The sequence below is a fragment of the Mesorhizobium sp. B2-4-19 genome (assembly GCF_006441315.1).
GTDB lineage: Bacteria > Pseudomonadota > Alphaproteobacteria > Rhizobiales > Rhizobiaceae > Mesorhizobium.
The window spans coordinates 270,702-295,729 of the sequence record NZ_VFUV01000007.1 but is presented as its reverse complement, the minus strand read 5'-3'; the positions used below and the strand labels follow the sequence as shown (position 1 = coordinate 295,729).

Here is a 25,028-nt window from a genome sequence, read left to right as displayed (position 1 = left end):
TATGGCGACGAAAACATCAGGCCCAAGCCATGATCGCCCACTACAAGAAAAGAGAGCATCTGCGACTGTAGTACTAGGGAGTGGGGGACCGTTACTTTGTCTTCCGCGGCTTTTCGGTCCTCGTGCCGGAGCCCCACAAGGCGCGCTGAAACAGGCCGCGTTTGCGGTTGCGCGGCACGAGGTCGATATCCCCGACCAGTTTCGCGCCGCCCTTGCGCCGCTCCAGCGTGATCTTGCGGGTGTGAAACGCTTCCAGTTCGGCGCGATGCGCCACGCTGACGATGGTCACCTCAGGCAGTTCGCGGATCACCGTTTGCATCATCTGGTCCTGGCTCTTTTCGTCCAGCGCCGATGTCGCCTCGTCCAGCACGACGATGTCGGGGCGATGCAGTAATAGGCGCGCGAAGGCGACACGCTGTTTTTCGCCGCCCGACAGCGTCTGGTCCCAGGGCGCTTCCTCCTTGATCCGATCGGCGAGGTAGCTGAGGCCGACCTTGTCGAGGGCGGCCTTGATCTGGTCGAGCTTCCACTTGTTGGGGGCCGCTGGGTAGGCGACCACCCGGCGCAGTGCGCCCGAAGGGATGTAGGGTCGCTGCGGCAGCATGAACAACCGCTTGTCGGGATGGAAATCGACGCTGCCGCTTCCCCACGGCCACAGGCCGGCGAGCGCCCGCACCAGCGTTGACTTGCCCGAGCCGGATTCGCCTGAAACCAGCACCCGTTCGCCCGATTCGACGGCGACCTCCGTCTCCTTGACCACAGACGTGCCGTCGTCGAGCGTCACGCAGAGCTCGTTGAGGGAAAGCATCGTATCGCCTTTGGTCTCGCCGTGCTGGATGCGCCCGAGCTCGTCGCTCTGCTCGGCGCGCTCCAGCCCGTCGAGCGACATCATCAGCGAGGCGATGCGGCGCGCGGAGGCATTCCAGTCGGCGAGGCGCGGATAATTGTCGACCAGCCAGCCGAAAGCGCCCTGCACGATGGCGAAGGCGGAGGCCGCCTGCATGACCTGGCCGAGCGACATCGAGCCTTCAAGGAACTTTGGAGCACAGAGTAAGACCGGCACGACGGGTGCGAACAGGCTCGAGCCCTGCGAGACCAGGGCCGTGCGCATATGCTGGCCGGTCAGTTGCGCCCATCGCTTCAGCACGCCGGCGAAGGTCCTGTCGATGCCGCTGCGTTCCTCCTCCTCGCCGCCGAGCAAGGCGATGCTCTCGCCGTTTTCGCGCACGCGCGTCAGCACATAGCGGAATTCGGCTTCCGTCTGGTTCTTCTCTTCGGAGAGCCGCACGAAATCGCGGCCGATGACGAACATCGAGGTGGAGGTGATCGCGGCATAGATCACCGCCGTGACGACGAGGAAGCCGGGCACGGTGAAGGTCGAGCCTCCCAGGGTGAAGCTCAAGGCCCCGCCAATCGTCCACAGCACCACGATGAAGGTCGACGCCGACAGGGTGGCGACCATCACGCCGGCGACGAAATCGACCGGCGCCTCGGTGGCAACGCGCAGATCTTCCGAAAGGCGGGCCTCGGGGTTCTGGTGGTCGCCCTGCACGAGATTCAGCTGGTAGTAGCGGCCGTTGGCGAGCCAACGCGCTATCACCGAGGCGGTCAGCCAGGACCGCCAGCGGCGCTGCATGGTCATGCGCAGATAGACCTGCGCGACGACAAGGCTGATGCTGCCAAGCACGACAGGCACGAACACTGCGCTCAGGAAATAGACGGTGTGGGCGTCGCGCTTCTCGATGGCGTCGAAGATCGAGCGGTTCCAGACATTGATCCCGTACTGGAAGCCGAGATTGACGACGATCAGGACCAGCAGTCCGACCGTCAACGGCCAGCCGAGCCTGTCGCCGTGCCGTCCCCAATAACCGCGTCCGCTGATCCAGAATCGCTTCAGCAGGTACTTCTTGCGCGCCTGCTCTGCCTGCTCGGGCGTCAGTTCCGGATCGGGTTCGACGGCTTCCGGCGGCGGAGCTTCGCCGGCAGTTCCGGACGCGACCGCTTCGACGGTCGTCATCTTCTTGTCGCGTGGCTTCTTTTCGCCCGGCTCCTCTGCACGCGAGCGATCGTCACGCCGCCGTCGCGGCTTGGGGGCGCCGCGCGGTTTGATGCCGTCGGCCGGTCTGGATCTGGGTTTCGCCTCGGACATACGCCCCGACAACGAGCTCGAAATCAAAAAGTTTCATGACGGCCGCTTGAGATGACAAATTCCTGACCGCGGCCGTTATCGCGGGTACAGCAGTTCGACGACATGGTCGGCGATGGCCAGGCTTGCCGTCAGGCCGGGGCTCTCAATGCCGAACAGGTTGACGATCCGCCCGGCGCCATGATCGGCCGGACCCTGGATGATGAAATCGGCGGCAGGCTGTCCGGGGCCAGACAATTTCGGCCTTACGCCGGCATAGGCCGGCTGCAGGGCACCCTCGGCAAGGTCGGGCCAATAGCGCCGGATCGCTTCGTAGAAGACGGCGCGTCGGCCGGGGTCGACCGTATAATCCACACGGTCGATCCATTCGACATCGGGCCCGAAGCGCGCACCGCCGCCAAGGTCGAGCGTCAGATGGACGCCGAGGCCGCCGTCGACCGGCACCGGATAGATCAGCCGCGAAAACGGCGAGCGACCGGGAAGCGCGAAATAATTCCCGCGCGCCAGCCACTGCCGGGGGATGAAATCCCCGGGGAAACCGTCGATCCGGCCAGCCAGGGCCTGCGCCTCGAGGCCTACGGCATTGATGAAGGCGCCGGCCTCCAGGGCGAAGGTCTCGCCATTGGCATCGCGCGTGTCGATCCGGATCCCGCCGGTCCCGATCGTCGCTCCGGCAACGGTGGTCAGGAAAGCCAAGGACGCACCGGCGGCTTCGGCTTCGCCGCGCAGCGACTGCATCAGCGCATGGCTGTCGACAATGCCCGTCGACGGCGACAGGAGTGCACTGGCGCATGTCAGTTCCGGTTCCAGGTTTTCGGCTTCGTGACGCGTCAGGAATTGCAGGTCGTCGACCCCGCAGCGTCGCGCATTGGCCTCGATCTTGCGCAATCCGTCGGTCTGGCTTGGCGCGCTGGCGACGATCAGCTTGCCGGTACGCTTATGGGCGATGTCGTGCTCGGCGCAGTAGGCGTAGAGACGCCGGCGCCCTTCGACGCAGAGCCGGGCCTTCAGGCTTCCCGGCGCATAATGGAGCCCGGCATGGATGACTTCGGAATTGCGTGAACTGGTGACGGTGCCGACCGCATCGGCCTGCTCGACCACCACCACCTCGCGGCCAGACACGGCAAGCGCCCTGGCGATGGCAAGCCCGACGACGCCTGCTCCGGCGACGACACAATCGATTGTCTGCATGGCCCCGCCTTCAGCGTGAAGCGCCGGCCTCGAACACCTTGTCGCCGCCGATCCAGACGCTTCCTATGTCAAGATCGTCCGACAGCGCAACGATGTCGGCCGCGGTGCCGTTGGCCAGGCGGCCAAGCCGGTGCGACTGGCCGATCGCCTGCGCCGGATAGAGCGAGGCCATGCGCAAGGCCTCGGACAGATCGACACCGACGACATCGTGCATGAAACGGACGGCCGAGATCATGTCGAGATCGGCGCCGGCCAGCGTGCCGTCGGCAAGCCTGAGGCTCCCCTCCTTGCGGTAGATGGTGCGGCCGTTGAGCGTGAACGAAGTCATGTCGGTGCCGATCGTCGCCATCGCGTCGGTGACCAGCACGATCTTGCCCGGCCCCTGTTTGGCGTCGATCGCGACACGGATGGTTGCCGGATGGACGTGGATGCCATCGGCGATCAGCCCGGCTGACAATGTGCCGATGTTGACGGCCGCGCCGACGAGGCCAGGCTCGCGGTTGCCGATCTGGCTCATCGCGTTGAACAGATGCGTGACCACGCCGGCACCGGCCTCGGCAAAGGCCTTTGCCGTGGCATAACCCGTGTCGGAATGGCCGAGGCTGACGATGATGCCGGCCTTGGCCAAGGCCGCAACGCGCGCCGGATCGACGGATTCCGGCGCGATCGTGGTGAGCAGCACCGGTAGTTTCGGCCGCGCCGCGATCAGCATTGCCTGGTCGGCATCCGTCATCGGCCGGATCAGCGCCGGATCATGCGCGCCCTTGCGTGCGATCGACAGATGCGGGCCTTCGAGATGCAGGCCGAGGAATCCCGGCACCTTTTGCCGAGCGGCGGCCTCGCCGGCGGCGATGGCGGAAGCAGTGATCGCGGGCGTGTCGGTGATCAGCGTCGGCAAGAGCGCCGTCGTGCCGAAGGGCGCATGCGCCCGGCAGATGGTCTCGATCGACGCGACATCGGGGTGGTCGTTGAGCATGACGCCGCCGCCGCCATTGACCTGGATGTCGACGAAGCCCGGCACCAGCATGCCGCCGCCGGTGTCGACGGCACGGATATCGCTTGGGATGGCGCCCGAGGGCAAGATAGCCTCGACCAGGCCGTCGCGCACGACGAGTGCCGCATCGTCATGCCAGTCGTCACCGTCGAAAATGCGGGCGCCAGTCAGGGCAAAACGGTCGCTCATACGGTCTCCGTCACCTTGCGCAGATTGCGCGGCGTGTCCGGGTCGAGGCCGCGATGGCGCGCGAAGGCCTCGACGAACACGTAGAACGAAACGATCAGCGCCAGCGGATCGGTCAGCGGGTGACCAGTGGCAACGTGCGGCAGGCGGGTGGCGCGGTTGGCAAGCGCTGAGGTGACGAACACCGGCGCTCCCTTGGCCGCCAGCCCGTCGGCCGCTTCGGCGACGGACGGTTCGGACGCATCGCGGGCGGCCAATGCCAGCACCGGGAAGTCGGGGCCGATCAGCGCCAGCGGACCGTGCATGACTTCGGCAGCGCTATAGGCCTCGGCATGCATGCCGCAGGTTTCCTTGAACTTCAGCGCCGCCTCGTTGGCCATCGCCGCCGACGGGCCGCGGCCAAGGATGAACAGCGATTTCTGCTTCTCGATGGTTTCGGCCAGCACGCCCATCCAGTCGCAGGCGATCGCCTTGCCGAAATGCTCGGGCAAACGGGCCAGCGCTGCCAGAAGCGCTTCGTCGCCGGTGGAGTGCGCCATCAAAGCGAGACCGGCGACGGCGGAATTGACGAAGGTCTTGGTCGCCGCGACGCTGCGCTCGGGGCCGGCAAGGATGTCGATCGAATAGTCGCAGGCGCGCGCCAGCGGCGAGTCGGCGGTGTTGGTGACGGCGATCGTCAGCGCGCCGCCGGCGCGGGCGGTTTCAGCCATGGCGACGATGTCGGGACTCTTGCCCGACTGCGAGATCGCCAGACACGCCGAGCCGTCGAGCCTCAGCTTGCGGCCATAGATCGAGGCGATGGACGGACCGACCGAAGCGACGGCAAGGCCCGCGGTCAGCTCCACGGCATATTTCATGAAGGTCGCGGCATGGTCGGACGAGCCGCGCGCCACGGTGACGACGAAATGCGGGTCGCGCTCCTTGATACCGCGCCCGGCCTCGGCGAGCACGGCGCCGGAGCCGTCGAGCAGGCGGGCGACGGCCTCGGGGATTTCCTCGATCTCGCGCTGCATATGGGTGATGTTGGAGATCATGGTCGGCCCTCTTCGCTCGGCCCTGTCAGCCGCAGTTCGGCGACGAAATCATAAGCGTCGCCCCGGTAGATGGAGCGGGTGAATTCGATCACCTTGCCGCTCGCCAGATAGGAGATGCGTTCGATATGCAGGCCGGCAATACCCGGCGGCACCTCGAGCAGGCGCGCATCGCTGTCGCCGAGATTGGCCGCCGAGATGCGCTGCACCGCCCGCACCGGCCGGTTGCCGGTCAATTCCAGCGCGGCATAGAGCGAGGAGCCGATACTCGCCGGGTCGGGCAACACGCGGGCCGACAGCGAGGCGCGTTCGATCGCCAGCGGCGTGTCGTTGGCGATGCGCAGGCGCGCCACGCGCGCCACCAGCTCGCTCGACGACAGGCCAAGCACCATCATCTCGTCGGGCGAGGGCGCGTAGAGGCCGCGGTCCAGCCATGCCGAACGCACCGCCATGCCGCGCCGCGCCATGTCTTCGGTAAACGAGGTCAGCCGCGACAGCGATTGCTCGACGCGCTCCATGCGCGGCGCCACGAAAGTGCCGGAGCCGTGGCGCTGGACGAGAATGCCGCCCTTGACCAGGTCCTGCACCGCCTTGCGCACGGTGACGCGCGAAATATCGGCCTTGGTGGCGATGTCGCGCTCGGAGGGCAGCGCATCGCCCGGTCCGATCAGGCCGCGATTGACCGCGTCCTCGATGCTCTTGCGCAGCTGCAGATAGAGCGGCGCGCCGCTTTGCGCGGATTGCTTCAGCGTGGCGAAGATCTGGTCGGCGGCGTCGCTCATCGCGCCGCCTCCACCGGCTTGGCGAAAAGCCGGACCGCCATCTGCACCGCGCCGCCCAGCGCGTCGTCGAGCGGCGGCTTGAGCAGTGCCCGGTAGCGCGCCGACAGGCGCGGCGCATAAAGCGGCGCCAGCCCGCCAAGCAGGCAAAGCGGCGCGTCATCCGAAAGGCCGAGTGCGCCCAGCGAGCCCTCGACATCGCCGACCGCCTTGTCGACGATCCAGTTGGCGACGGCATCGCCGTTTTGCGCATGCTCGAACACTTTGGGCGCGAAGCCGCCGAAATCGCCGGGCTTGGCGTTGGTGGTGAATTCGACCACATCCTCGGGATTGTTGCGGAAGATCGCCATCATGGCGTCGGTCAGCGGCGAAGCCGCGCGCACGCCGTCATGGGCAAGCAGCGTCTGCTCCAGCAGGTCTCGGCCGATGCGGGCGCCGCTGCCCTGGTCGCCGACCTGGAAGCCCCAGCCGCCGATGGCGCGCGACGTGCCATGCTTGCGCGCCATATAGGCGGTGCCGGTGCCGAGGATGGCCATGGCGCCGTCACCGGAGCCGACGGCCCCTTCGAGCGCGATCTCGGCATCGGTCTCGACACGGCTGATGCTGAACGGCAGGATGGCTTCGAGCTGCTGCCGGTAGGTGCCGACATTGGCGCCGGCAAGGCCGAGAATGGCCGGTGTTTGCGGGATGAGTTCGGGATCCTGCCCGGCGGCAATGAAAGCCTGCCGCGCGGCGTCGACGATGTTCGAGCGCGCGCCGGTGAGATCGGTGCGGATGTTGGCGGCGCCGCTTTTGGCGCGGCCAATGACCGAACCTTTAACTGTTGCCAGGGCGGCCCTGCAGCTGGTGCCGCCGCCATCGATGCCGAGCACGAATTTCACGCGATTTCTCCTCCGGGCGGATAATACCAATAAAATACCAATAGCCAAGGGTTAATTTCCGTTTCAAAAAGATTAAGCCGTATTTTATTGAAAATCCTGCACATTTCGCCGGCTCAGCGATTTCCTCTCCGCGATTTCGTTAATGCATGTGGACAAGTGGTATTTTTTTGGTATTGTTCTGGTATTGGAGGAACACGGATGGCTGAAACGCGCACCGAAGCGCTTCACAGGGATGCCGAGGGGCTGGATATCCAAGCTCCGGAAGCCATCCTTGTTTCGCTGGCCGACGCGCAGATCGAAGCCGCGAAGGCCGTCCGCAACGCCATCCCCGCTATTGCCAAGGCAGCCAAGATCATCGCCGGCCGGTTGAGCGGCGGCGGCAAGCTTGCCTATGCCGCGGCCGGCAGTTCCGGCCTTATGGCACTGGCCGACGCCCTGGAACTTCCCGGCACGTTCGGCATCCGCCGCGACCGCATCGCCATCCTGATCGCCGGCGGCGACGAAGCCTTCAGGACCCTGGCCGGCGGCCCGGAGGATGATACGGAGGCGGCGGCTGCTGCCGTCGCCAAGGCCGGCATCGGCGCCGGCGATTGCCTGATCGCGCTTTCCGCCAGCGGCACCACGCCCTATGCGGTGCGCGCCATCGAGGAAGCTGCCAGCCGCGGTGCGGCCACCATCGGCATTGCCAACAATCGGATCTCGGCCCTGCTACGCCAGGCCGAAACCGCCATCCTCTTGGAAACGCCGCCGGAAGTGATCGCCGGCTCGACGCGCATGGGCGCCGGCACCGCGCAGAAGATCGCGCTCAACATGCTGTCGACGCTGACCGCCGTCCATCTCGGCCATGTCCATGACGGGTACATGGTCAATCTCCTGGCCGACAACATCAAGCTGCGCGACCGCGCCGCGCGCATCGTCGCCGCCATCAGCGGGCGCGACAGGGACGAAGCCGCCCGGCTGCTCGAAAAGAGCGGCGGCGCGGTCAAGACCGCCATCCTGCTCGCCGCCGGCGCCGACAGCGCCGATGCGGCGCAAAGGATACTGGAAGAGGCCGGCCAGAAGCTGCGGCCAGCCCTTTCCGCGCTCGAGCATGATTCCGGAAAAGATCATGCCCGGACAAGGAAGTAGGGCCTGTTTCATCCCGATTTCCATCGGGGTGAAACGGGCTTGCGAGGGGAGCAAGGGGTCAAAAGCCTCTGTTCTCATCAAAACCGAACCTGAAAAAGGTCAACAGGGAGACTGAGCATGACAACGAAATTACTGACGGCACTGCTTCTGGGCACCAGCATTCTCGGCTCGGCCGGGTTGGCTCACGCCGAGGACGTAACGCTCAACATCGAAAGCTGGCGCGGCGACGACCTCGCCATCTGGAAGGACAAGCTGATCCCGGCCTTCGAAGCCAAGAATCCCGGCATCAAGGTGGTGTTCGCGCCATCGGCTCCGACCGAATATGACGCCGCCCTTGGTGCCAAGCTCGCCGCCGGCTCGGCTGGCGACCTGATCACCTGCCGCCCCTTCGACAAGTCGCTTGAACTCTACAAGAAGGGCAACCTAGCCGATCTCTCGGCGCTGCCCGGCATGGAGAACTTCTCGCCCGTCGCCAAGTCCGCCTGGCAGACCGATGACGGCAAGGCGAGCTTCTGCGTGCCGATGGCGTCCGTCATCCACGGCTTCATCTACAACAAGGACGCCTTCGACAAGCTCGGCATCAAGGTGCCGACGACCCGCGACGAGTTCTTCGCCGCGCTCGACAAGATCAAGGCCGACGGCACCTACATCCCGATGGCGATGGGCACCAAGGACCTCTGGGAAGCCGCGACCATGGGCTACCAGAACATCGGCCCCAACTACTGGAAGGGCGAGGACGGCCGCAAGGCACTGATCAAGGGCACGCAGAAGCTGACCGACAAGGACTGGGTCGCTCCCTATGAGGAACTGGCCAAGTGGAAGCCTTATCTCGGCGACGGCTTCGAGGCGCAGACCTATCCGGACAGCCAGAACCTGTTCACGCTCGGCCGCGCCGCCATCTACCCGGCCGGCTCGTGGGAAATCGGCCTGTTCAACACCCAGGCCCAGTTCAAGATGGGCGCCTTCCCACCGCCGGTCGAGAAGGCCGGCGACACCTGCTACATCTCCGACCATACCGATATCGGCATGGGCCTGAATGCAGCCTCCAAGCATGCCGACGCCGCCAAGACCTTCCTGTCGTGGGTCGCTTCGCCGGACTTCGCCACCATCTACGCCAACGCGCTGCCGGGCTTCTTCAGCCTGAACTCCTCGCCGGTGAAGATGGCGGACCCGCTGGCGCAGGAATTCGTCTCCTGGCGCGGCAAGTGCAAGTCGACGATCCGCTCGACCTACCAGATCCTGTCGCGCGGCACGCCGAACCTCGAAAACGAGACCTGGGTTGAATCGGCCAACGTCATCAACGGCACCGACACGCCGGAAGCCGCGGCCAAGAAACTGCAGACCGGTCTCGACAGCTGGTATAAGCCGGCGAAGTAAGAGCTCAGGCAACGGAGCCGGCCGGGCGCATGCCTGGCCGGCTCCGGATATCCCCTTCAGATAGCGATTGTCGGCACCGCCTCGCGGCCTTACCCTTGCTCGTCTTGGGGAAGGCTGGCTGATCAGTCGCAGGCCTTTGTTCTTGCCGCACCGGAAGGATGTCTGGGCCGTGCATCGAGGCATCATCTAGCAACAACATCGTCTGGAACCGAGAGACGGCGGGAACCGAACTCATGGCCGCAGATATCCGACCGAAAAGACCGTTCCGCTGGCATATCGCCATCTTTCTGGCGCCGGCCGTGCTCGTCTATACGGCAATCATGATCCTGCCGCTCGCCGGCACGCTGCAGCTGTCGCTGTTCCGCAACATCGAGCAGCACCAGGTCTTTGTCGGACTGGACAATTTCCGCACGCTGTTCGGCGACCCCAACTGGTCGGTGAATTTCTGGAACGCGCTGCGCAATAACGTCTGGTTCTTCATCATCCATATGCTGGTGCAGAACCCGATCGGCGTCATGCTGGCAGCCCTCTTGTCCAGCCCGAGGCTCAGATTCGCGGCCTTCTACCGCACGGCGATCTTCGTGCCGACCATCCTGTCCTTCGTCATCGTCGGCTTCGCCTGGAAGCTGATCCTGTCGCCGCTCTGGGGCGTGGCGCCGCACATGCTGGACCTTATCGGCCTGAAAAGCCTGTTCACGCCGTGGCTCGGCAAGGAAGAATACGCGCTGACCGCGCTCAGCCTGATCTCGGTGTGGCAGTTCGTCGGCATCCCGATGATGCTGATCTACGCAGCACTCTTGTCGATCCCCGACGAGGTGATCGAGGCCGCCGAATGCGACGGCATCACCGGCATGTCGCAGTTCTGGAAGATCAAGCTGCCGCTGATCCTGCCATCGATCGGCATCATCTCGATCCTCACCTTCGTCGGCAATTTCAATGCCTTCGACCTGATCTACACCGCACAGGGCGCGCTCGCCGGGCCGAATTATTCGACCGACATTCTCGGCACCTTCCTCTACCGCGCCTTCTTCGGCTTCCAGCTGCAGGTCGGCGACCCCAACATGGGCGCGGCGATCGCCACGATGATGTTCCTGATCATCCTCGGCGGTGTCTGCGTCTACCTCTTCCTCGTCCAGACGCGCCTGCGTCGCTACCAGTTCTGAGGGGTGGAGATGTTACGGCTGAACACCCCCCTCTGGCCTGCCGGCCATCTCCCCCTCAAGGGGGGAGATTGGATGCCATCAACGGTTTCGCAAATCGCCACCGTTGAAGAATGGGCGATGAGATTGACGCTGCCGATCTCCCCCCTTGAGGGGGAGACGCCCGGCAGGGCAGAGAGGGGTGCCTTGGCGCCAGCCTCGCCTGTTTTGGCTCGTCAGGAGACCTTCCAATGAGCACCGCCACCCGTTCGCTGCCCCGCACCATCGGCGCCCACGCGATCCTGTTGACCTACACGGCGATCGCGCTGTTTCCGGTGATCCTGGTCATCATGAATTCGTTCAAGTCCCGCGCCGGCATCTTCGGCGCGCCGCTGACGCCGCCGACGCCGAAGACATTCGACCTGATCGGCTACACCACGGTGATCGGCCAGGGCGACTTCATCCACTATTTCCAGAACAGCCTCGTCGTCACCGTCGCCTCGCTGTTCTTCGTGCTTTTGTTCGGCGCCATGGCGGCCTTCGCGTTGTCGGAATACCGCTTCCGCGGCAATTCGCTGATGGGGCTCTATCTGGCGCTCGGCATCATGATCCCGATCCGGCTCGGCACCGTCGCCATCCTGCAATTGATGGTGGCGAGCGGGCTGGTCAACACGCTGACCGCACTCATCCTGGTCTACACCGCGCAAGGCCTGCCGCTCGCCGTCTTCATCCTGTCGGAATTCATGAAGCAGGTGTCCGACGACCTGAAGAATGCCGGCCGCATCGACGGGCTGTCGGAATACACCATCTTCTTCCGGCTGGTGCTGCCGCTGGTCAGGCCGTCCATGGCCACGGTCGCCGTCTTCACCATGATCCCGATCTGGAACGATCTGTGGTTCCCGCTGATCCTGGCGCCGTCGGAAGAGACCAAGACGGTGACGCTCGGCGCGCAGCTCTTCCTCGGCCAGTTCGTCACCAACTGGAACGCCATCCTGGCCGCACTCTCGCTGGCGATCATGCCGGTGCTGATCCTCTACGTCATCTTCTCGCGCCAGCTGATCCGCGGCATTACGTCCGGAGCCGTCAAGTGAGCGGAACCCTACAAATCTCTGCTGGAGCCTTCACCCTCTCAGTAGGAACAACCGGAATATCTGGAGTCGCCAGGTGAGCTCAAAACCGCCTCTTCGCGTCGTCGTCGCCGGGCTCGGCAATATGGGCCGCAGCCATGCGCTGGCCTATCACACCAATCCGGACTTCGAGATCGCGGCACTGATCAACCGCTCCGACGTGCCGCTGCCGGAAGGCCTGTCGGCCTATGGCATCAGGCGTTCCTTCGACGAGGCGCTGCGCGGCGAAAAGCCTGATGTCGCCTGCATCGCCACCTATTCCGACAGCCATGCCGACTACGCGGTCAAGGCCTTCGAGGCCGGCTGCCATGTCTTTGTCGAAAAGCCGCTGGCAACGACGGTGGCCGACGCAAAACGCGTCGTTGCGGCCGCCAAGGCCAACGGCAGGAAACTGGTGATCGGCTATATCTTGCGCCACCACCCGTCCTGGATCCGGCTGATCGCCGAGGCGCGCAAGCTCGGCGGCCCCTATGTCTTCCGCATGAACCTCAACCAGCAATCCTCAGGCCCCACCTGGGAGACGCACAAGCAATTGATGCAGACGACGTCGCCTATCGTCGACTGCGGCGTCCACTATCTCGACGTCATGCTGCAGATCACCGACGCCAGGCCGGTCGAGGTGCGCGGCATGGGGCTGCGGCTGACGCAGGAGGTGGCGCCGTCGATGTACAATTACGGCCACCTGCAGGTGCTGTTCGATGACGGCTCGGTCGGCTGGTACGAAGCCGGCTGGGGGCCGATGATTTCCGAAACCGCCTTCTTCGTGAAGGACGTCATCTCGCCGAACGGCTGCGTGTCGATCGTCATGAAGGAAGGTGTGAAGTCGGACGACATCGACACCCACACCAAGACCTCGACCATCCGCCTGCACGGCGCGGCGACCGGCCCGGACGGCAAATTCGTCAAGGCGGACGAGATGCTGTCCATGGCCGGCGAACCCGGGCATCAGGACCTCTGCGATCTCGAACAGGCCTTCGTCCTCAAGGCGATCCGCGAGGACATCGACCTCAATAAGCACATGGACGACGCGGTCAAGTCGCTCGCCGTCTGCCTTGCCGCCGACGAGAGCGTGCGCAGCGGAAAGGCGGTGCGATTGTGACCGGGGCATTGTCATCGGGGGGTGCCTTGGCGCTCGCTCATCAATTTGGAGGACTGCCGTGGGCTCGCTGAAGATCGAGAATGTGAAGAAGGCCTTTGGGCCCGTCGAGGTGCTGAAGGGCATCAACCTCGAAGTGACGGATGGCGAATTCGTCGTCTTCGTCGGCCCGTCGGGCTGCGGCAAGTCGACCTTGCTCAGGGTCATCGCCGGGCTGGAGGATTCGACCTCGGGCCGCGTGGTGATCGACGGCGCGGATGTGTCGGCCACACCGCCGGCCAAGCGCGGCATCGCCATGGTGTTCCAGACCTATGCGCTCTACCCGCATCTGACGGTGAAGAACAATATGGGCCTTGGCCTGAAACAGGCCGGCACGCCGGCGGCCGAGATCGACCGCCGCATCGGCATCGCCTCGTCCATGCTGTCGCTGGAGCCCTATCTCGAAAGGCGTCCGGCCGAACTCTCCGGCGGCCAGCGCCAGCGCGTCGCCATCGGCCGCGCCGTGGTGCGCGAGCCCAAGCTTTTTCTCTTTGACGAACCGCTGTCGAACCTCGATGCGGCGTTGCGCGTCAACACCCGGCTTGAGATCGCGCAGCTGCACCGCCGGCTCAAGGCAACGATGATCTACGTCACCCACGACCAGGTCGAGGCGATGACGCTGGCCGACAAGATCGTCGTGCTCAATGCCGGCCGGATCGAGCAGATCGGCGGTCCGATGGAGCTCTACAATTCACCGGCAAACGAGTTCGTCGCCGGCTTCATCGGCTCGCCGAAGATGAATTTCATCGACGGTGCGCGCCTCGGCGAGACGGCCAAGACCATCGGCGTGCGGCCGGAGCATCTGACCGTCGATACGAAGTCGGGCGCCTGGAAGGGCACGGTGGTGCATGCCGAGCATCTCGGCGCCGACACCAATCTTTATCTCGATTGCGAAAAGGCCGGGCTGATCACGGTGCGCATATTCGGCGTCTATGATGCCGAGCCCGGCGCGACGCTCTATGCGACGCCGGATCCGGCGAAGACCTACCGGTTCGGCGCGGATGGGAAAGTGCTGAAGTAGGGCTGGCGCACGGCGGGTTCTTTCCTTCTCCCCTCGCAAGGGGAGAAGGAAAGCAGCGTCTGTCCCTACTGCGTCAGCGCCGTCAGCGACGGCCGCTGGTTGAAGTCGCACTTGCCGGAGATGTTGTAGAAGAAGTCGGCATTCGTATAATCGGCGGGAAGGGTTGTACCGCCGTCTTCCCAGGCCTGGTAGCTGGTCTGCGAGCAAGGCACGACGTTGAAGATGTCAATCAGCTTGCCCGCGTCAACCTCGGTCAAAGGGGTGGGTGTGGTGCCCAGATAGAGGTGGTCGGAGGTGGTGGCGTCGGTCGTTTTGAACGTCGCCTTGTTGCCGGTCGTGACATCCATCTGCAGGAAAAGCTGGCCCATCTGGCTGACGTCGACGTTGGCGCCGGAACCGGTGGCCGGCACATTGGTGGTGGCGCAAATGGTCTGGTAATAGATCGTCTTGCCGCTGTTGCTGTCGTACTGCCCGGGGCTCAGGATCGCGCCCGCCGGCGGGCTGGTGAAAGCGGCCGTCGAGCCGATGGTGGTACACGTCTGCGTCTGGACCACCGTCGACGTCGAACCATTGACAAGCGATATCGTCGTCGTGCCGTAACCCTTCGGTTCCGTTATGGAATAGGACCTGCCGCTGACCTTGTATGAATAGGTGTAGGGGGAATAGACATAGCTGGCCGTCATCAGTTTTTGCGGCGTCGTCGCGCCGAAGTTCGTGCCGTAAAGCGTCATGATCTTGTTCCAGTAACCCGACACCTTGTCGATCTTGAACGTCGCCTGCACCAGCGCCGGCGCCTTGTTGACACCCGAGGCGACGGCGACCGGCACGGAGTTGATCCGGGCGATGGTCATGAAATTGGTCGGCATGGCATAGCTGGCCGAGGTCTGCGCGGTGACGGTGCCGTCGGCGGCGACGTTGAAGCTCACCAGCGTCGCCGTGCCCCGGCCATTGTTGGCGGCGAAATTGTCCTGCAGCGCCTGCTGGCGGACCGGCTGCGTCGTGGTCGCCGGCAGCGTGGTGATGGCCAGCGTCGCGGCATCCAGCGCCTCCTGCATGTCGGAGCGGGTCTGGACGGCGTTGGTGTAATCGACCGAGAAGCCGACGGCGGTGATCAACGGCGCCAGGCTCAGGAAAAACAGCGGCATCATCGAGCCGCTGCGCGAACGGGCAAACCCGCCTGCAACTTTCAGCATTTTTTACCCCCACGGATATTAGTGATCGTGCAGATACCACACAGCCGGCAAACCAAGGTCTAATGCGATCGATCAAAGTTTAAGCATCCACGGCCGCCGGGGCCGGCATTCGGCGCGGCTCACCGCTTTGTGATCGAAGGCGCCGCCCTTGCGCCGCAAGCCTTGCCGCCGCAAGCCACCCCTGCTAAAGCGCGCGGATGAGCACGCCCCTCGACCATATCAGAAATTTTTCCATCGTCGCCCATATCGACCATGGCAAATCCACGCTCGCCGACCGCCTGATCCAGTCCACCGGCGGGCTGGAGCTGCGCGACATGAAGGAGCAGGTGCTGGACTCGATGGACATCGAGCGCGAGCGCGGCATCACCATCAAGGCGCAGACGGTGCGGCTGAAATACCGCGCCAACAATGGCGAGGACTATATCCTCAACCTCATCGACACGCCCGGACATGTCGACTTCGCCTATGAAGTGTCGCGTTCGCTCGCCGCCTGCGAGGGCTCGCTGCTGGTGGTCGACGCCTCGCAGGGCGTCGAGGCGCAGACGCTCGCCAATGTCTACCAGGCCATCGACAACAACCACGAGATCGTCGTGGTGCTGAACAAGGTCGACCTGCCGGCCGCCGAGCCCGAGCGCATCCGAGAGCAGGTCGAGGAGGTGATCGGCATCGACGCTTCCGGCGCCGTGCTGATCTCGGCCAAGACCGGCCTCGGCATTCCCGACGTGCTGGAAGCCATCGTCCACCAGCTGCCGCCGCCGCGCGAGGGCGATGCGTCAGCACCCTTGAAGGCCATGCTGGTCGACAGCTGGTACGACGCCTATCTCGGCGTCATCGTGCTGGTGCGCATCATCGACGGCGTCTTGAAGAAGGGCCAGACCATCCGCATGATGGGCACCGGCGCCAAATACCTGGTCGAGCGCACCGGCGTGTTCACGCCCGCCCGCATCAATGTCGACGAGCTCGGCCCCGGCGAGTTCGGCTTCTTCACCGGCTCGATCAAGGAAGTGGCCGACACCCGCGTCGGCGACACCATCACCGAGGACAGGCGCCAGACCGCGCATGCGCTCCCCGGCTTCAAGCCGGCGCAGCCGGTGGTGTTCTGCGGCCTGTTCCCGGTCGATGCCGCCGATTTCGAGGACCTGCGCGCCGCCGTCGGCAAGCTGCGCCTCAACGACGCGTCCTTCTCCTATGAAATGGAAACAAGTGCCGCGCTCGGCTTCGGCTATCGCTGCGGTTTCCTCGGCCTGCTGCATCTGGAAATCATCCAGGAACGGCTGGAGCGCGAGTTCAACCTCGACCTGATCGCCACCGCGCCATCCGTCGTCTACCGGCTGCTGCTCAATGACGGCTCGGTGAAGGAATTGCACAATCCGGCCGACATGCCCGACGTGGTGAAGATCTCGGCGATCGAGGAGCCGTGGATCCGCGCCACCATCCTCACCCCCGACGACTATCTCGGCGGCATCTTGAAACTCTGCCAGGACCGGCGCGGCATCCAGGCCGACCTCTCCTACGTGGGAAAACGCGCCATGCTGACCTACGACCTGCCGCTCAACGAAGTCGTCTTCGACTTCTACGACCGGCTGAAGTCGATCTCCAAGGGCTACGCCTCGTTCGACTATCACCTCACCGACTACCGAGAGGGCGATCTGGTCAAGATGTCGATCCTGGTCAACGAGGAGCCGGTCGACGCGCTCTCCATGCTGGTGCACCGCACGGCGGCGGAAAAGCGTGGCCGGCAGATGTGCGAGAAGCTGAAGGAGCTGATCCCGCACCACCTGTTCAAGATCCCGATCCAGGCCGCCATCGGCGGCAAGGTCATCGCCCGCGAAACCATCTCCGCCCTGCGCAAGGACGTGACCGCCAAATGCTACGGCGGCGACGTCTCGCGCAAGCGCAAGCTGCTGGATAAGCAGAAAGAGGGCAAGAAGCGGATGAGGCAGTTCGGCAAGGTGGATATCCCGCAGGAGGCGTTTATCCAGGCGCTGAAGATGGGGGATTGAGGGGCCGGTTGGCGCGCCTCAACAGCTATGCCGCGACGGGACGCTGATAAGCCCGCTTGTCGAGCGCGTCATAGACCTCTGCTTGGACAAATTGCATTACTTCGAACGCGGTGGCCACGTACTGGTCGGTGTCGACCTTTGTGGGGGTAACTAATTCCCCGTGAGCGATCTGATTTCGCTTTCCTAACAGCTTTCCGATGGCCCCACCGTGGCCATCTACTGAATCGAATGGCAGGCCTAGTCGATACATATTCTTTTTCAAGACCATAGCACTAAGATTGGATTCGGAGCTCACAACACTGTCTGGAATCTCGACAGGAGTTGCCATCAAGGATTCAATCTGCTGCACAAATTCCTGCTCCCGCCACGCCATATGTAGCGCGGCGTCATCTGGCATTTGGCCTCTAAAGACAGGATGCTTCGATTGAATGTGCCGAAGAGCCGCAAAGGCCTTATGCAGAGTAGCCGCCACAAGGGGAGCTATCGCCTCGCTACATGGTATCTTCGCGGAGTTCACAGCGGAAGCATAGCTGTCCATTGAGAACTTGGCGAAACCTTCAAGGTGCGCGTATGTCACAAGGACCAATGACCGCCTTAAAGTACCCTGCCGATCTCCATCGCCTTCCGACTCGGCAAGATTCTGCAGCAGGCGAATTTCGGCCTCACGCACCGCGCGACCTTCTTCCAGCTCCTCAAATATTTCATTAGGGGAACGCAACTTCAAGTCTCTCAGAAACGAAGGAAATTCGCGCATTCAACGGTCCGGGCGAATTCTTACCACCGCCAGTCGTAATCGCGATAAAGGCAGGGTCTAGTTTGATACCCCTCAAAACCGTTCCTAATCGTTCTAATACCGCGCCATCATCCAAATCGATCCGATTGATGACCGATTGAATTCCAATCGTTATTCCCTCAAAATGGTAGATACTGAAGCCCAAGCTAAGAGCAGTTTTATCCCGATTCGCGAAGGCAAAGGCGTATTCACCAAGCGCCAGCCATAAGGCACGAAAAGTCTTTCGAAAGCTCAATTCCTCAGCCCCATAATTAAATGGCGCGTTCCTCGAAGGATCGCAGATTGCTTCCATGTATTCGTCTAAAAAATCCGTAACTTCATGCTTAAACTGTGCTCGCTGATTTTTCAAAGCGAAAAAACGAAGGACAAGCTCCTCATCAAAGGCCGACATACGTCTTTCATAAGTTAAATACTCTGTACAAGATTTGAACTCTTCCACCTGTGCCATTCTGACGACGAAATTGGGAAATACATCGCTCAGCATCCTCATCGCCGAATTTCGCACCTGATGCGCGGAAAGGGTCTCGCCTCCCGTGTTGAGACGCTTGAACATATGATACTTGAAGCGTCGGTCTGTTTCTTTGCGCACAACCTCCATACGGATGAAGCGTCGCTTCAGCCTTATTTGGAGGGCAGTCGGCAGATCGTCATAACTAAGCCCATTTAGTTCGGGCACAATGTCACAATCTTCGAGCACAAGCATATCACCGAGCTGAACTGGAGGTGTGGCTTGAGGAGCCTCCAACTTCCCTCGTAGGTGTAAATAGGAGGAAATACGCTGAAGTCCGTCGATTAATTGATATGTATTAGATTCCTCCTCAATAACAAAAATCGGTGGAACGGGCATTTCCAAAAGGAGAGATTCTATAAAGCGAGACTGTTGTGCGGCTGTCCATCTAAATAATCGCTGATAGTCAGGCTGAATATCCAGTTCTTTGTTCTCCCACATGTCCAAGAGTTCGTTGAACGAGACGTCGAGCGCTGCAGTATTGGCTTGTCGAACGCTCGCCGCGATTGCTGCAATTAAGTCCGGCTTATCGGTCATTAGGCAGCTTTCTCAAAACATAGGACCGCTTCTGTCGGAACTGATGGTCTACCATAAATCTTTGTGTGTCGATTCACGCGGGCCATCGAGCGACTGAAGCGAAAATCGTCCCTCCGCCCAAGCCGCAGGCCATGGCGACCACACATTTCAGTCACAATGGTCGGAAGATCGTTGTGCACGTCCTTATAATAAGAATCTTGCACGACTAGGCACACAATCCCACCTGGCCGCAGCGTGGACGAAATCCTACCGAAGGAACTGTCTATTTTGTCAAAGTAATCGAGGTGCGTGCTGTAATAGTAGGTCGATGACGCCTTTGAGTCGTGCTGCCGCACCCGATCCAAGAAACGATTGCAGGTCTCACCCCAGTCAGCGGATTGAGCTATTTTCTTAACCGGAACCCGGATGGAGCCGATCATATTGCGGCTAAGATCTTCGCGCGCCTCCGGCAAAATCGGCGCCAGAATCGCGAGCTCAACGCGCGTAGCGGCAGTGTAGTCGATCCTGGTGCAATATGGAGGCGAGGTCACAACAAGGTCCACACTATCAGGTTTCAAGCTAGCGCTGGTTGTATCCGCAACCTCGATGGCCCATCGGGGTGCTATTCCAGGTGTTTTTTCGCTGGCAGCAAGTTCATTGGCCATAGCACGCACATTGTCTATGAAGGCCGCAACTACTCCCACAGGGGGAACGGTGGTTTTTTGCTCCTCTGACTTCGGCTTGCGCATCCATGTCGGATTGGTTGATCGATGGACGCGGCTCAACGAACGACAAGCTGCGAAAAGTCCAAGATAGAGCGTAGCCGCAAGTCCAGAAATTCGGCCTATGGTTGCGCCATCAAGCGGAGCAATGCCACCAATAGTGCTTTCTCGGATCGCTGTCTCGATCTGGCGAATCGCTGTGGCAGTTTGAGGCGCAAACCATTCCTCCAGCGGGTCAGCGCCGGCTTCAATTGTAGGTCTAGGGCCTTGTCCGACCAACGCAAGCGCAAGAGGCAGCAAAGAGTCTGCTTCGCTGCAGGGGAGCATCCTTGCGCGAGCGATCACTACCATTACCGGATTAATATCGAGTCCAACTGCCTCATATCCAAGTCGTGATGCAACAAATGTGGTCGTGCCACTACCATTCCAAGGATCAAGTATTATCGAGGTGGGGGAAAGATTGGCACTCTCCAGGAGTCCCTTGACGAAAATTTCAGGATAGCCCGCATAGTAAGGGAAGAAACTCTCCCATCCAGTTTGCAGGCCCTTGTCGCGCTTTGGCGAACTGATTTGAAGTTTGCTGAACTGAAAAATCTTTAGCTCCATATGGCAATCGGGCCAACCAAAGACGCAGGCACGGAATCACAGCGAGTATCGTAGTCGCTGGCCTTTTTTTTAGGAATCCCTAGTTCGCCCAATTCTTGGCGTTGATGGCATATCTGTTCCTCATGTGTCTCCGAGGTCACTGGAAGGCGGTTCTTATCGCGCTACGCGGCAGCCCAGGGTTGGCGCATGCGCCCATTGCGACCAACTCTTTAAGATCACCCGGCCTTGAAGTATCCTCCGACATCGGGGAGACATCACATGCGCACCAACATCTCAGACACCGTCGCCTGTCTCGGCCTGGCCATCGGCGGCATCTTCGGCCTTGCCGGCACCTTCGTTGCCAGCGCTCCGCTCCGCGAATCCCTCTGGGCGATCGACGGCGTGGCGCTCGTCGTGGCCACCGCGTTGCTCACCATGAAATACCAGCGGCTCGGCAATGACTGCGTCGCCGCGGGCTTCCTGACCTTCCTCGCCGGCGAAAGCCTGCTTCTGGCCGGCAACGCGGCGGGGCTCGAGGCCAGCGTGCCTTCCTATGTTGGCGGCATCTCGCTCTGGGCGGCGGCCCTCATCATGGTCAGCGTGCCCTCCACTTTCGCGCTGTGGATGCGGTTCACCGCATTCGTCGCCGCCGCGCTGTTCTTCGCCTCTGTGGGCATGGTGCTGTGGGGCACGCCCCTGCTGCCAACCTCCTCGCCGCTGCCGGCGGCCGGCTATCCGTTCCTGGTGCTGACTTTTGTTGGGTGGATCTGGACGCTGGTGAGGGAGGGGCGGTAGACGCTGTCCGCCCGCCGTCAAAATCCGCGACAGGAAGACGAGCGTCGGCGCTGCCCCTCATCTGGCTGCCGCCATCTTCTCCCCGTAAACGGGGCGAAGGGGGCTGCTGTCGCCGCTTTCGCCAATCGCAGGCGTTGCAGGAAGGGCGCCGGCGTTGCGGCGGGCTCTCTCGCCCCGTTTACGGGGAGAGATGTCCGGCAGGACAGTGAGGGGCAGCGCCGACCTGCGATAGGTACGCGCTAGCCGGGGCTCTATCCTGACACGGTTTTGACTTCGCCGAGTGCGTCCCCCGCTCCGTCCCGGCTTCGCCGGGCCACCTCTCACCACTTCCGTGGGGGCGAGGAACCCAGGAATGGCGAAGTCTCACCCCTCCAACCAAACCTTCTCGAAGTGCTGCTCCAGCGCCTGGTGCTGCTCGCAGCCTTCCACGCCCTTGCGGTAGGTCCGGTACACCGAGCGCCAGTAGGGCTGGATGATGATGCCGCTGTCGCGCAGGTTCTTCTCGATGCCGGCCATGATCTCCTTGCGCGCCTTGGCGTCGGGGGTGGCGAGCGCCTTGTCGAGCAGCTCGTCGAATTCCTTGCTGGCATAGGCGCTTTCGTTCCAGGCCGCGCCCGATTTATACGCCAGCGACAGCACCTGCACGCCCAGCGGCCGTCCCAGCCATTCGGTGCAGGAGAAGGGGTATTTGCTCCAGTCGTTCCAGAAGGTGGCGGCCGGCAGCACGGTGCGCTTGATCTTGAGGCCGGCCTCGCGCATCTGGGCGGCGATCGCGTCGCCGGTGCTCTTCTGCCATTCGACGTCGACCGAGATCAGCTCGTATTCATGGTCCGGCTTGGCGGAGGCGGCGAGCAGCTTCTTGGCCTCCTCCACATCGCGCTTGGCCGGGCCGATATCGGCGTATTCGGGATGCATGGGGCCGACATGGTGGTTGTCGGCGGGCTTGCCGCGGCCGCCGAGGCCGAGCGCCAGCACGGCCGAATTGTCGACGGCGAGCTGGGCGGCGCGGCGCACCTTGATGTCGTCATAGGGCGCGTTGCCGATGTTGAAGCGGGCGACGATGGTCGAGCCGGTGGCGATCTCGGAATTCTTCAGCCCCATCTTGTCGGTCTGCGAGACGGCGTCGGAGGCGGTTTCGTGGTCGGTGTCGATCTCGCCGGATTCGAAGGCCGACAGCATGGCGTTGGGGTCGGAGCCGTAGTCGATCCACTGGATGCCATCCAGATAGAATTCGCCCTTCCACCAGGGCTTGTCCTTGCGCTTCACCGCGGCACCGGTCTCGGCGTCCCATTTCACCAGCTCGCAGGGGCCAGTGGTGATGGCCAGCGCCTTCAGGGGGTCGCCGTCGCCTTCATAGGAGCGGTGCATGATCAGCGCGGGGTAGTCGGCCATGCCGGCGATCAGCGAAATGTCGGGCTTGGGCAGGTTCAGCTTGATCGTGTAGTCGTCGACCTTCTCGATGCCGCCATCGACCGCCTTCTTGGTGTCGGCATTGACCAGCGCGCCCATGCGCGCGGCGACAGAATTGCCAGCCACACCCGCCTCGCACCAGCGGGTGAGGTTGTGGACGACATCGTCGGCGTTGAAGGCATCGCCGTTCGACCAGGTGATGCCCTTGCGCACATGCAGCGTCAGCGTCTTGGCGTCGTCGCTCATCTCCCATTTTTCGAGCAGCCAGGGCTCGAACGAAAAATCGGTGTTCCAGCGCACCAGATATTCGTTGCAGTGGCGGGCGACGTTGGACATTTCGACGCCGTCGAAGGTGCGCGGGTCCTTGAAACCCTTGACGTTCATGGCGACGCGCAAAGTGCCGCCCTTCTTCGGCTCGGCCGCGCGGGCCGGCGTCGGCGCGAGGCCGCCCAGGGCAAACGCGCCGGCGGCGCTGACGCCGAGACCGGCCATCAGCGCCAGATATTCGCGGCGGCTGATGCCGCCCTTTTTGAAATCGTCGGCGACGGGCTCGGCCTGCGGGTGCAGTTTGCGGTCGGTCAGCATGAATTTCATCGTCGTTCCCTTTGTCGTTGGTGCATGCCGCCCAAAAGTGCAGGGGTTTTGGGGTATGCACGGAAGCGGGCTCGTCCCGACGGATCGCCGACGCGGGGGCGGCTGCAACCGCCGGGTTTGCCTGAGGCGGCGATGATAGGGCGGGGTGACGTTGCGGAGTGTTCTGGAATCCGCATGAGTTGTGCACTGCTCCGCAGCGTGAGCCAGCTTCGTCATCCACGAGCGGAGCAGCCGCATAGCGGCGTCGCGGAGACCCCTGGAACTGCTCCGCAGCCCAAGGGATCCATGCCGCGACCTTGCCGACGGGCGCAGCGGAGCAGAATTCTGGACCGTGGCGACGCTTCCGGAGTCCCGCCATGGATTCCTTGGGCTGCGGAGCAGCTCCAGGGTCCGCGCCGCGTCGCTTCGCTCCTTGCTCCGCCAGGATGACGAAAGTGCGGGGCCGCAGCCAATAAAAAAGCCCGGCGCGAGGCCGGGCTTTTCAGAAACGAGGAGGAGAAGCCTCAGCTCACCTGGACCTTCGACGCGGCGGCCTGGTCCTCGGCGATCTTCTGCTGGAACATCTGCGCGAAGTCGATCGGATCGAGCATCAGCGGCGGGAAGCCGCCATTGCGGGTGGCCTCGGCGATGATCTGGCGGGCGAAGGGGAACAAAAGCCGCGGGCATTCGATGAACAGGATCGGCAGCATGTGCTCCTGCGGGAAGCCCGAAATGGCGAAGACGCCGCCATAGACCAGCTCGACATTGAACAGCACTTCCTGGTCGAAGGAGGCCTTGGCGTTCAGCGTCAGATTGACGTCGAACTGCTTGTCGGAGAGCGGGTTGGCGTTGACATTGACGTTGATGGCGATGCCGGGGGCCTTGTCGCGGCCGCGCAGCGAGTTCGGCGCGCCGGGGCTTTCGAAGGACAGGTCCTTCACATACTGGGCGAGCACGTTGAGCGACGGCTGCGTCGCGTTGCCGTTGCCGTTTGCTGCGCCGGTCGGCGCGTCATCATTGCTGGCCATGAGCCTTATATCCTTTTCCCCTGGGCAGCGTTGCTGACCGAATTGAAATCGGGCGTTCGCTACCATGGTCGGCATGACAAGACAAGGTTTGCCGCCTTGTGACGGGAGCGGACCCAGACTGCATCGAGATTCAGGTCAGGCCGAGGCGAAAAGGGTGGTTTCCGAGAACCGGAGCGGAGCGTACTTGAAGTACGTGAGCACCGGAAGCGCAGGAAGCCGCCCTTTGCAGACCGGCATCACCTGAATCTCGATGCAGTCTCAGTCGTCCTTCAGCCGCCGCCATGGCGAATTGTGGTCCGGGCCGCGCTTGAAATCGTCCTCGCGCGAATAGTCGCCGTCGTCGAGGTCGATGACCTTGTCGCGCGACCGGCGAAAACCGCCGCCGGAGAAATCGGTGGCGACGACGATGCGGCCCTTGAACCGGCGCCAGGCAAGGTCGCGCACCGGCGGCAGGAACAAGAGCAGGCCGATAATATCCGTGATGAAGCCTGGGATGATCAGAAGGATCGCCGCGACCACGATCATGGCGCCGTGGGCGAGATGGCGGCTGGGATCATGGCCGGCGTCCATCTCGGCGCGCACCCGCGCCATGACGCCGAAACCCTGGTGCCTGAGCAGAAGCACGCCGGCGATGCTCGAGGCCAGCACCAGGCCGACCGTCGCCAGCGCGCCGACCTCACGGCCGACGATGACGAAACCGGCGATTTCCAGCAGCGGCAGGGCGAGAAGAAACAGGGGAAGCAGCGAAATGCGCAAGTCTTGCCAGC

At 62.9% G+C, this 25,028-nt stretch carries 21 protein-coding genes; 8 read left to right on the top strand and 13 right to left on the bottom strand.

Going from position 1 to position 25,028, the window contains the following annotated elements; genetic code table 11:
- Positions 1 to 91 precede the first annotated feature (91 nt).
- The 6 genes from FJ546_RS15370 to FJ546_RS15345 all read right to left on the bottom strand — a co-directional run bounded on the left by FJ546_RS15370 (position 92) and on the right by FJ546_RS15345 (position 7,208).
- Entirely contained in the window at positions 92 to 2,149 is a 2,058-nt protein-coding gene (locus FJ546_RS15370; protein WP_140890108.1) for an ABC transporter ATP-binding protein/permease, read from the bottom strand.
- Between the two features lie 75 nt (positions 2,150 to 2,224).
- Positions 2,225 to 3,337 (bottom strand): NAD(P)/FAD-dependent oxidoreductase, encoded by a 1,113-nt coding sequence (locus tag FJ546_RS15365; RefSeq protein WP_140890107.1) that lies wholly within the window; start codon positions 3,335 to 3,337, stop codon positions 2,225 to 2,227.
- Between the two features lie 10 nt (positions 3,338 to 3,347).
- On the bottom strand, positions 3,348 to 4,520 hold the full coding sequence (nagA, locus tag FJ546_RS15360) for an N-acetylglucosamine-6-phosphate deacetylase (protein WP_140890106.1): 1,173 nt from the start codon (positions 4,518 to 4,520) through the stop codon (positions 3,348 to 3,350).
- Positions 4,517 to 5,551 (bottom strand): SIS domain-containing protein, encoded by a 1,035-nt coding sequence (locus tag FJ546_RS15355; protein WP_140890105.1) that lies wholly within the window; start codon positions 5,549 to 5,551, stop codon positions 4,517 to 4,519. Before FJ546_RS15355 ends, nagA begins: the two co-directional genes overlap by 4 nt.
- Positions 5,548 to 6,330, bottom strand: a complete 783-nt coding sequence (locus FJ546_RS15350; RefSeq protein ID WP_140890104.1) for a GntR family transcriptional regulator — start codon at positions 6,328 to 6,330, stop codon at positions 5,548 to 5,550. Before FJ546_RS15350 ends, FJ546_RS15355 begins: the two co-directional genes overlap by 4 nt.
- Positions 6,327 to 7,208 carry an N-acetylglucosamine kinase gene (locus FJ546_RS15345; RefSeq protein WP_140890103.1) on the bottom strand — a complete coding sequence of 294 codons (882 nt, stop codon included), beginning with the start codon at positions 7,206 to 7,208 and terminating at the stop codon, positions 6,327 to 6,329. The genes FJ546_RS15350 and FJ546_RS15345 overlap by 4 nt, the downstream gene beginning before the upstream one ends.
- A gap of 198 nt (positions 7,209 to 7,406) precedes the next feature.
- Here FJ546_RS15345 and FJ546_RS15340 point away from each other — a divergent pair, with 198 nt between their 5' ends.
- The 6 genes from FJ546_RS15340 to FJ546_RS15310 all read left to right on the top strand — a co-directional run bounded on the left by FJ546_RS15340 (position 7,407) and on the right by FJ546_RS15310 (position 14,135).
- The gene (locus tag FJ546_RS15340) at positions 7,407 to 8,336 is read left to right on the top strand and encodes an N-acetylmuramic acid 6-phosphate etherase (protein WP_181167944.1); all 930 of its coding nucleotides are present in this window, start codon (positions 7,407 to 7,409) and stop codon (positions 8,334 to 8,336) included.
- Between the two features lie 117 nt (positions 8,337 to 8,453).
- Positions 8,454 to 9,713 carry an ABC transporter substrate-binding protein gene (locus FJ546_RS15335; RefSeq protein WP_140890102.1) on the top strand — a complete coding sequence of 420 codons (1,260 nt, stop codon included), beginning with the start codon at positions 8,454 to 8,456 and terminating at the stop codon, positions 9,711 to 9,713.
- Positions 9,714 to 9,946: 233 nt separating this feature from the next.
- Entirely contained in the window at positions 9,947 to 10,876 is a 930-nt protein-coding gene (locus FJ546_RS15330) for a sugar ABC transporter permease (RefSeq protein WP_095773339.1), read from the top strand.
- A gap of 227 nt (positions 10,877 to 11,103) precedes the next feature.
- The gene (locus tag FJ546_RS15320) at positions 11,104 to 11,943 is read left to right on the top strand and encodes a carbohydrate ABC transporter permease (RefSeq protein ID WP_010912697.1); all 840 of its coding nucleotides are present in this window, start codon (positions 11,104 to 11,106) and stop codon (positions 11,941 to 11,943) included.
- A 73-nt stretch (positions 11,944 to 12,016) separates the two neighbouring features.
- Positions 12,017 to 13,078 (top strand): Gfo/Idh/MocA family oxidoreductase, encoded by a 1,062-nt coding sequence (locus tag FJ546_RS15315; RefSeq protein WP_140890100.1) that lies wholly within the window; start codon positions 12,017 to 12,019, stop codon positions 13,076 to 13,078.
- 58 nt (positions 13,079 to 13,136) lie between these two features.
- On the top strand, positions 13,137 to 14,135 hold the full coding sequence (locus tag FJ546_RS15310) for an ABC transporter ATP-binding protein (RefSeq protein ID WP_140890099.1): 999 nt from the start codon (positions 13,137 to 13,139) through the stop codon (positions 14,133 to 14,135).
- Positions 14,136 to 14,200: 65 nt separating this feature from the next.
- On the opposite strand, the gene FJ546_RS15305 is transcribed toward FJ546_RS15310, so the two are convergent.
- The gene (locus FJ546_RS15305) at positions 14,201 to 15,328 is read right to left on the bottom strand and encodes a TadE/TadG family type IV pilus assembly protein (protein ID WP_140890098.1); all 1,128 of its coding nucleotides are present in this window, start codon (positions 15,326 to 15,328) and stop codon (positions 14,201 to 14,203) included.
- A 197-nt stretch (positions 15,329 to 15,525) separates the two neighbouring features.
- Here FJ546_RS15305 and lepA point away from each other — a divergent pair, with 197 nt between their 5' ends.
- Entirely contained in the window at positions 15,526 to 17,331 is a 1,806-nt protein-coding gene (lepA, locus tag FJ546_RS15300; RefSeq protein ID WP_140890097.1) for a translation elongation factor 4, read from the top strand.
- Positions 17,332 to 17,356: 25 nt separating this feature from the next.
- On the opposite strand, the gene FJ546_RS15295 is transcribed toward lepA, so the two are convergent.
- Genes FJ546_RS15295 through FJ546_RS15285 form a run of 3 tightly spaced genes read right to left on the bottom strand, consistent with a single transcriptional unit; the run spans position 17,357 to position 20,476 of the window.
- Complete coding sequence (locus FJ546_RS15295; RefSeq protein ID WP_140890096.1) at positions 17,357 to 18,085, bottom strand: MAE_28990/MAE_18760 family HEPN-like nuclease; 729 nt, start codon at positions 18,083 to 18,085, stop codon at positions 17,357 to 17,359.
- A complete protein-coding gene (locus tag FJ546_RS15290) occupies positions 18,036 to 19,169 on the bottom strand; it encodes a DUF262 domain-containing protein (protein ID WP_140890095.1) in 1,134 nt (377 codons plus the stop codon). Before FJ546_RS15290 ends, FJ546_RS15295 begins: the two co-directional genes overlap by 50 nt.
- Positions 19,169 to 20,476: a DNA methyltransferase gene (locus FJ546_RS15285; RefSeq protein WP_140890094.1), complete on the bottom strand. Its 1,308-nt coding sequence runs from the start codon at positions 20,474 to 20,476 to the stop codon at positions 19,169 to 19,171. Before FJ546_RS15285 ends, FJ546_RS15290 begins: the two co-directional genes overlap by 1 nt.
- Before the next feature lie 258 nt (positions 20,477 to 20,734).
- Here FJ546_RS15285 and FJ546_RS31240 point away from each other — a divergent pair, with 258 nt between their 5' ends.
- Positions 20,735 to 21,250 carry a hypothetical protein gene (locus tag FJ546_RS31240; protein ID WP_181167943.1) on the top strand — a complete coding sequence of 172 codons (516 nt, stop codon included), beginning with the start codon at positions 20,735 to 20,737 and terminating at the stop codon, positions 21,248 to 21,250.
- Positions 21,251 to 21,613: 363 nt separating this feature from the next.
- Here FJ546_RS31240 and FJ546_RS15265 read toward each other — a convergent pair whose 3' ends face one another.
- The 3 genes from FJ546_RS15265 to FJ546_RS15255 all read right to left on the bottom strand — a co-directional run bounded on the left by FJ546_RS15265 (position 21,614) and on the right by FJ546_RS15255 (position 25,017).
- On the bottom strand, positions 21,614 to 23,254 hold the full coding sequence (locus FJ546_RS15265) for an ABC transporter substrate-binding protein (protein WP_140890093.1): 1,641 nt from the start codon (positions 23,252 to 23,254) through the stop codon (positions 21,614 to 21,616).
- A gap of 503 nt (positions 23,255 to 23,757) precedes the next feature.
- Positions 23,758 to 24,261, bottom strand: coding sequence for a protein-export chaperone SecB (gene secB / locus FJ546_RS15260; protein WP_140890092.1), 504 nt, complete (start codon positions 24,259 to 24,261; stop codon positions 23,758 to 23,760).
- A gap of 258 nt (positions 24,262 to 24,519) precedes the next feature.
- Complete coding sequence (locus FJ546_RS15255; RefSeq protein WP_140890091.1) at positions 24,520 to 25,017, bottom strand: FxsA family protein; 498 nt, start codon at positions 25,015 to 25,017, stop codon at positions 24,520 to 24,522.
- Between the last annotated feature and the right edge of the window lie 11 nt (positions 25,018 to 25,028).

Excerpts from the sequence above, each read along its gene's own strand:
- FJ546_RS15370 (WP_140890108.1), bottom strand. The coding sequence starts at position 2,149 with ATGTCCGAGGCGAAACCCAGATCCAGACCGGCCGACGGCATCAAACCG.
- FJ546_RS15365 (WP_140890107.1), bottom strand. The coding sequence starts at position 3,337 with ATGCAGACAATCGATTGTGTCGTCGCCGGAGCAGGCGTCGTCGGGCTT.
- nagA (WP_140890106.1), bottom strand. The coding sequence starts at position 4,520 with ATGAGCGACCGTTTTGCCCTGACTGGCGCCCGCATTTTCGACGGTGAC.
- FJ546_RS15355 (WP_140890105.1), bottom strand. The coding sequence starts at position 5,551 with ATGATCTCCAACATCACCCATATGCAGCGCGAGATCGAGGAAATCCCC.
- FJ546_RS15350 (WP_140890104.1), bottom strand. The coding sequence starts at position 6,330 with ATGAGCGACGCCGCCGACCAGATCTTCGCCACGCTGAAGCAATCCGCG.
- FJ546_RS15340 (WP_181167944.1), top strand. The coding sequence starts at position 7,407 with ATGGCTGAAACGCGCACCGAAGCGCTTCACAGGGATGCCGAGGGGCTG.
- FJ546_RS15335 (WP_140890102.1), top strand. The coding sequence starts at position 8,454 with ATGACAACGAAATTACTGACGGCACTGCTTCTGGGCACCAGCATTCTC.
- FJ546_RS15330 (WP_095773339.1), top strand. The coding sequence starts at position 9,947 with ATGGCCGCAGATATCCGACCGAAAAGACCGTTCCGCTGGCATATCGCC.
- FJ546_RS15320 (WP_010912697.1), top strand. The coding sequence starts at position 11,104 with ATGAGCACCGCCACCCGTTCGCTGCCCCGCACCATCGGCGCCCACGCG.
- FJ546_RS15305 (WP_140890098.1), bottom strand. The coding sequence starts at position 15,328 with ATGCTGAAAGTTGCAGGCGGGTTTGCCCGTTCGCGCAGCGGCTCGATG.
- lepA (WP_140890097.1), top strand. The coding sequence starts at position 15,526 with ATGAGCACGCCCCTCGACCATATCAGAAATTTTTCCATCGTCGCCCAT.
- FJ546_RS15295 (WP_140890096.1), bottom strand. The coding sequence starts at position 18,085 with ATGCGCGAATTTCCTTCGTTTCTGAGAGACTTGAAGTTGCGTTCCCCT.
- FJ546_RS15290 (WP_140890095.1), bottom strand. The coding sequence starts at position 19,169 with ATGACCGATAAGCCGGACTTAATTGCAGCAATCGCGGCGAGCGTTCGA.
- FJ546_RS15285 (WP_140890094.1), bottom strand. The coding sequence starts at position 20,476 with ATGGAGCTAAAGATTTTTCAGTTCAGCAAACTTCAAATCAGTTCGCCA.
- FJ546_RS31240 (WP_181167943.1), top strand. The coding sequence starts at position 20,735 with ATGCGCACCAACATCTCAGACACCGTCGCCTGTCTCGGCCTGGCCATC.
- FJ546_RS15265 (WP_140890093.1), bottom strand. The coding sequence starts at position 23,254 with ATGAAATTCATGCTGACCGACCGCAAACTGCACCCGCAGGCCGAGCCC.
- secB (WP_140890092.1), bottom strand. The coding sequence starts at position 24,261 with ATGGCCAGCAATGATGACGCGCCGACCGGCGCAGCAAACGGCAACGGC.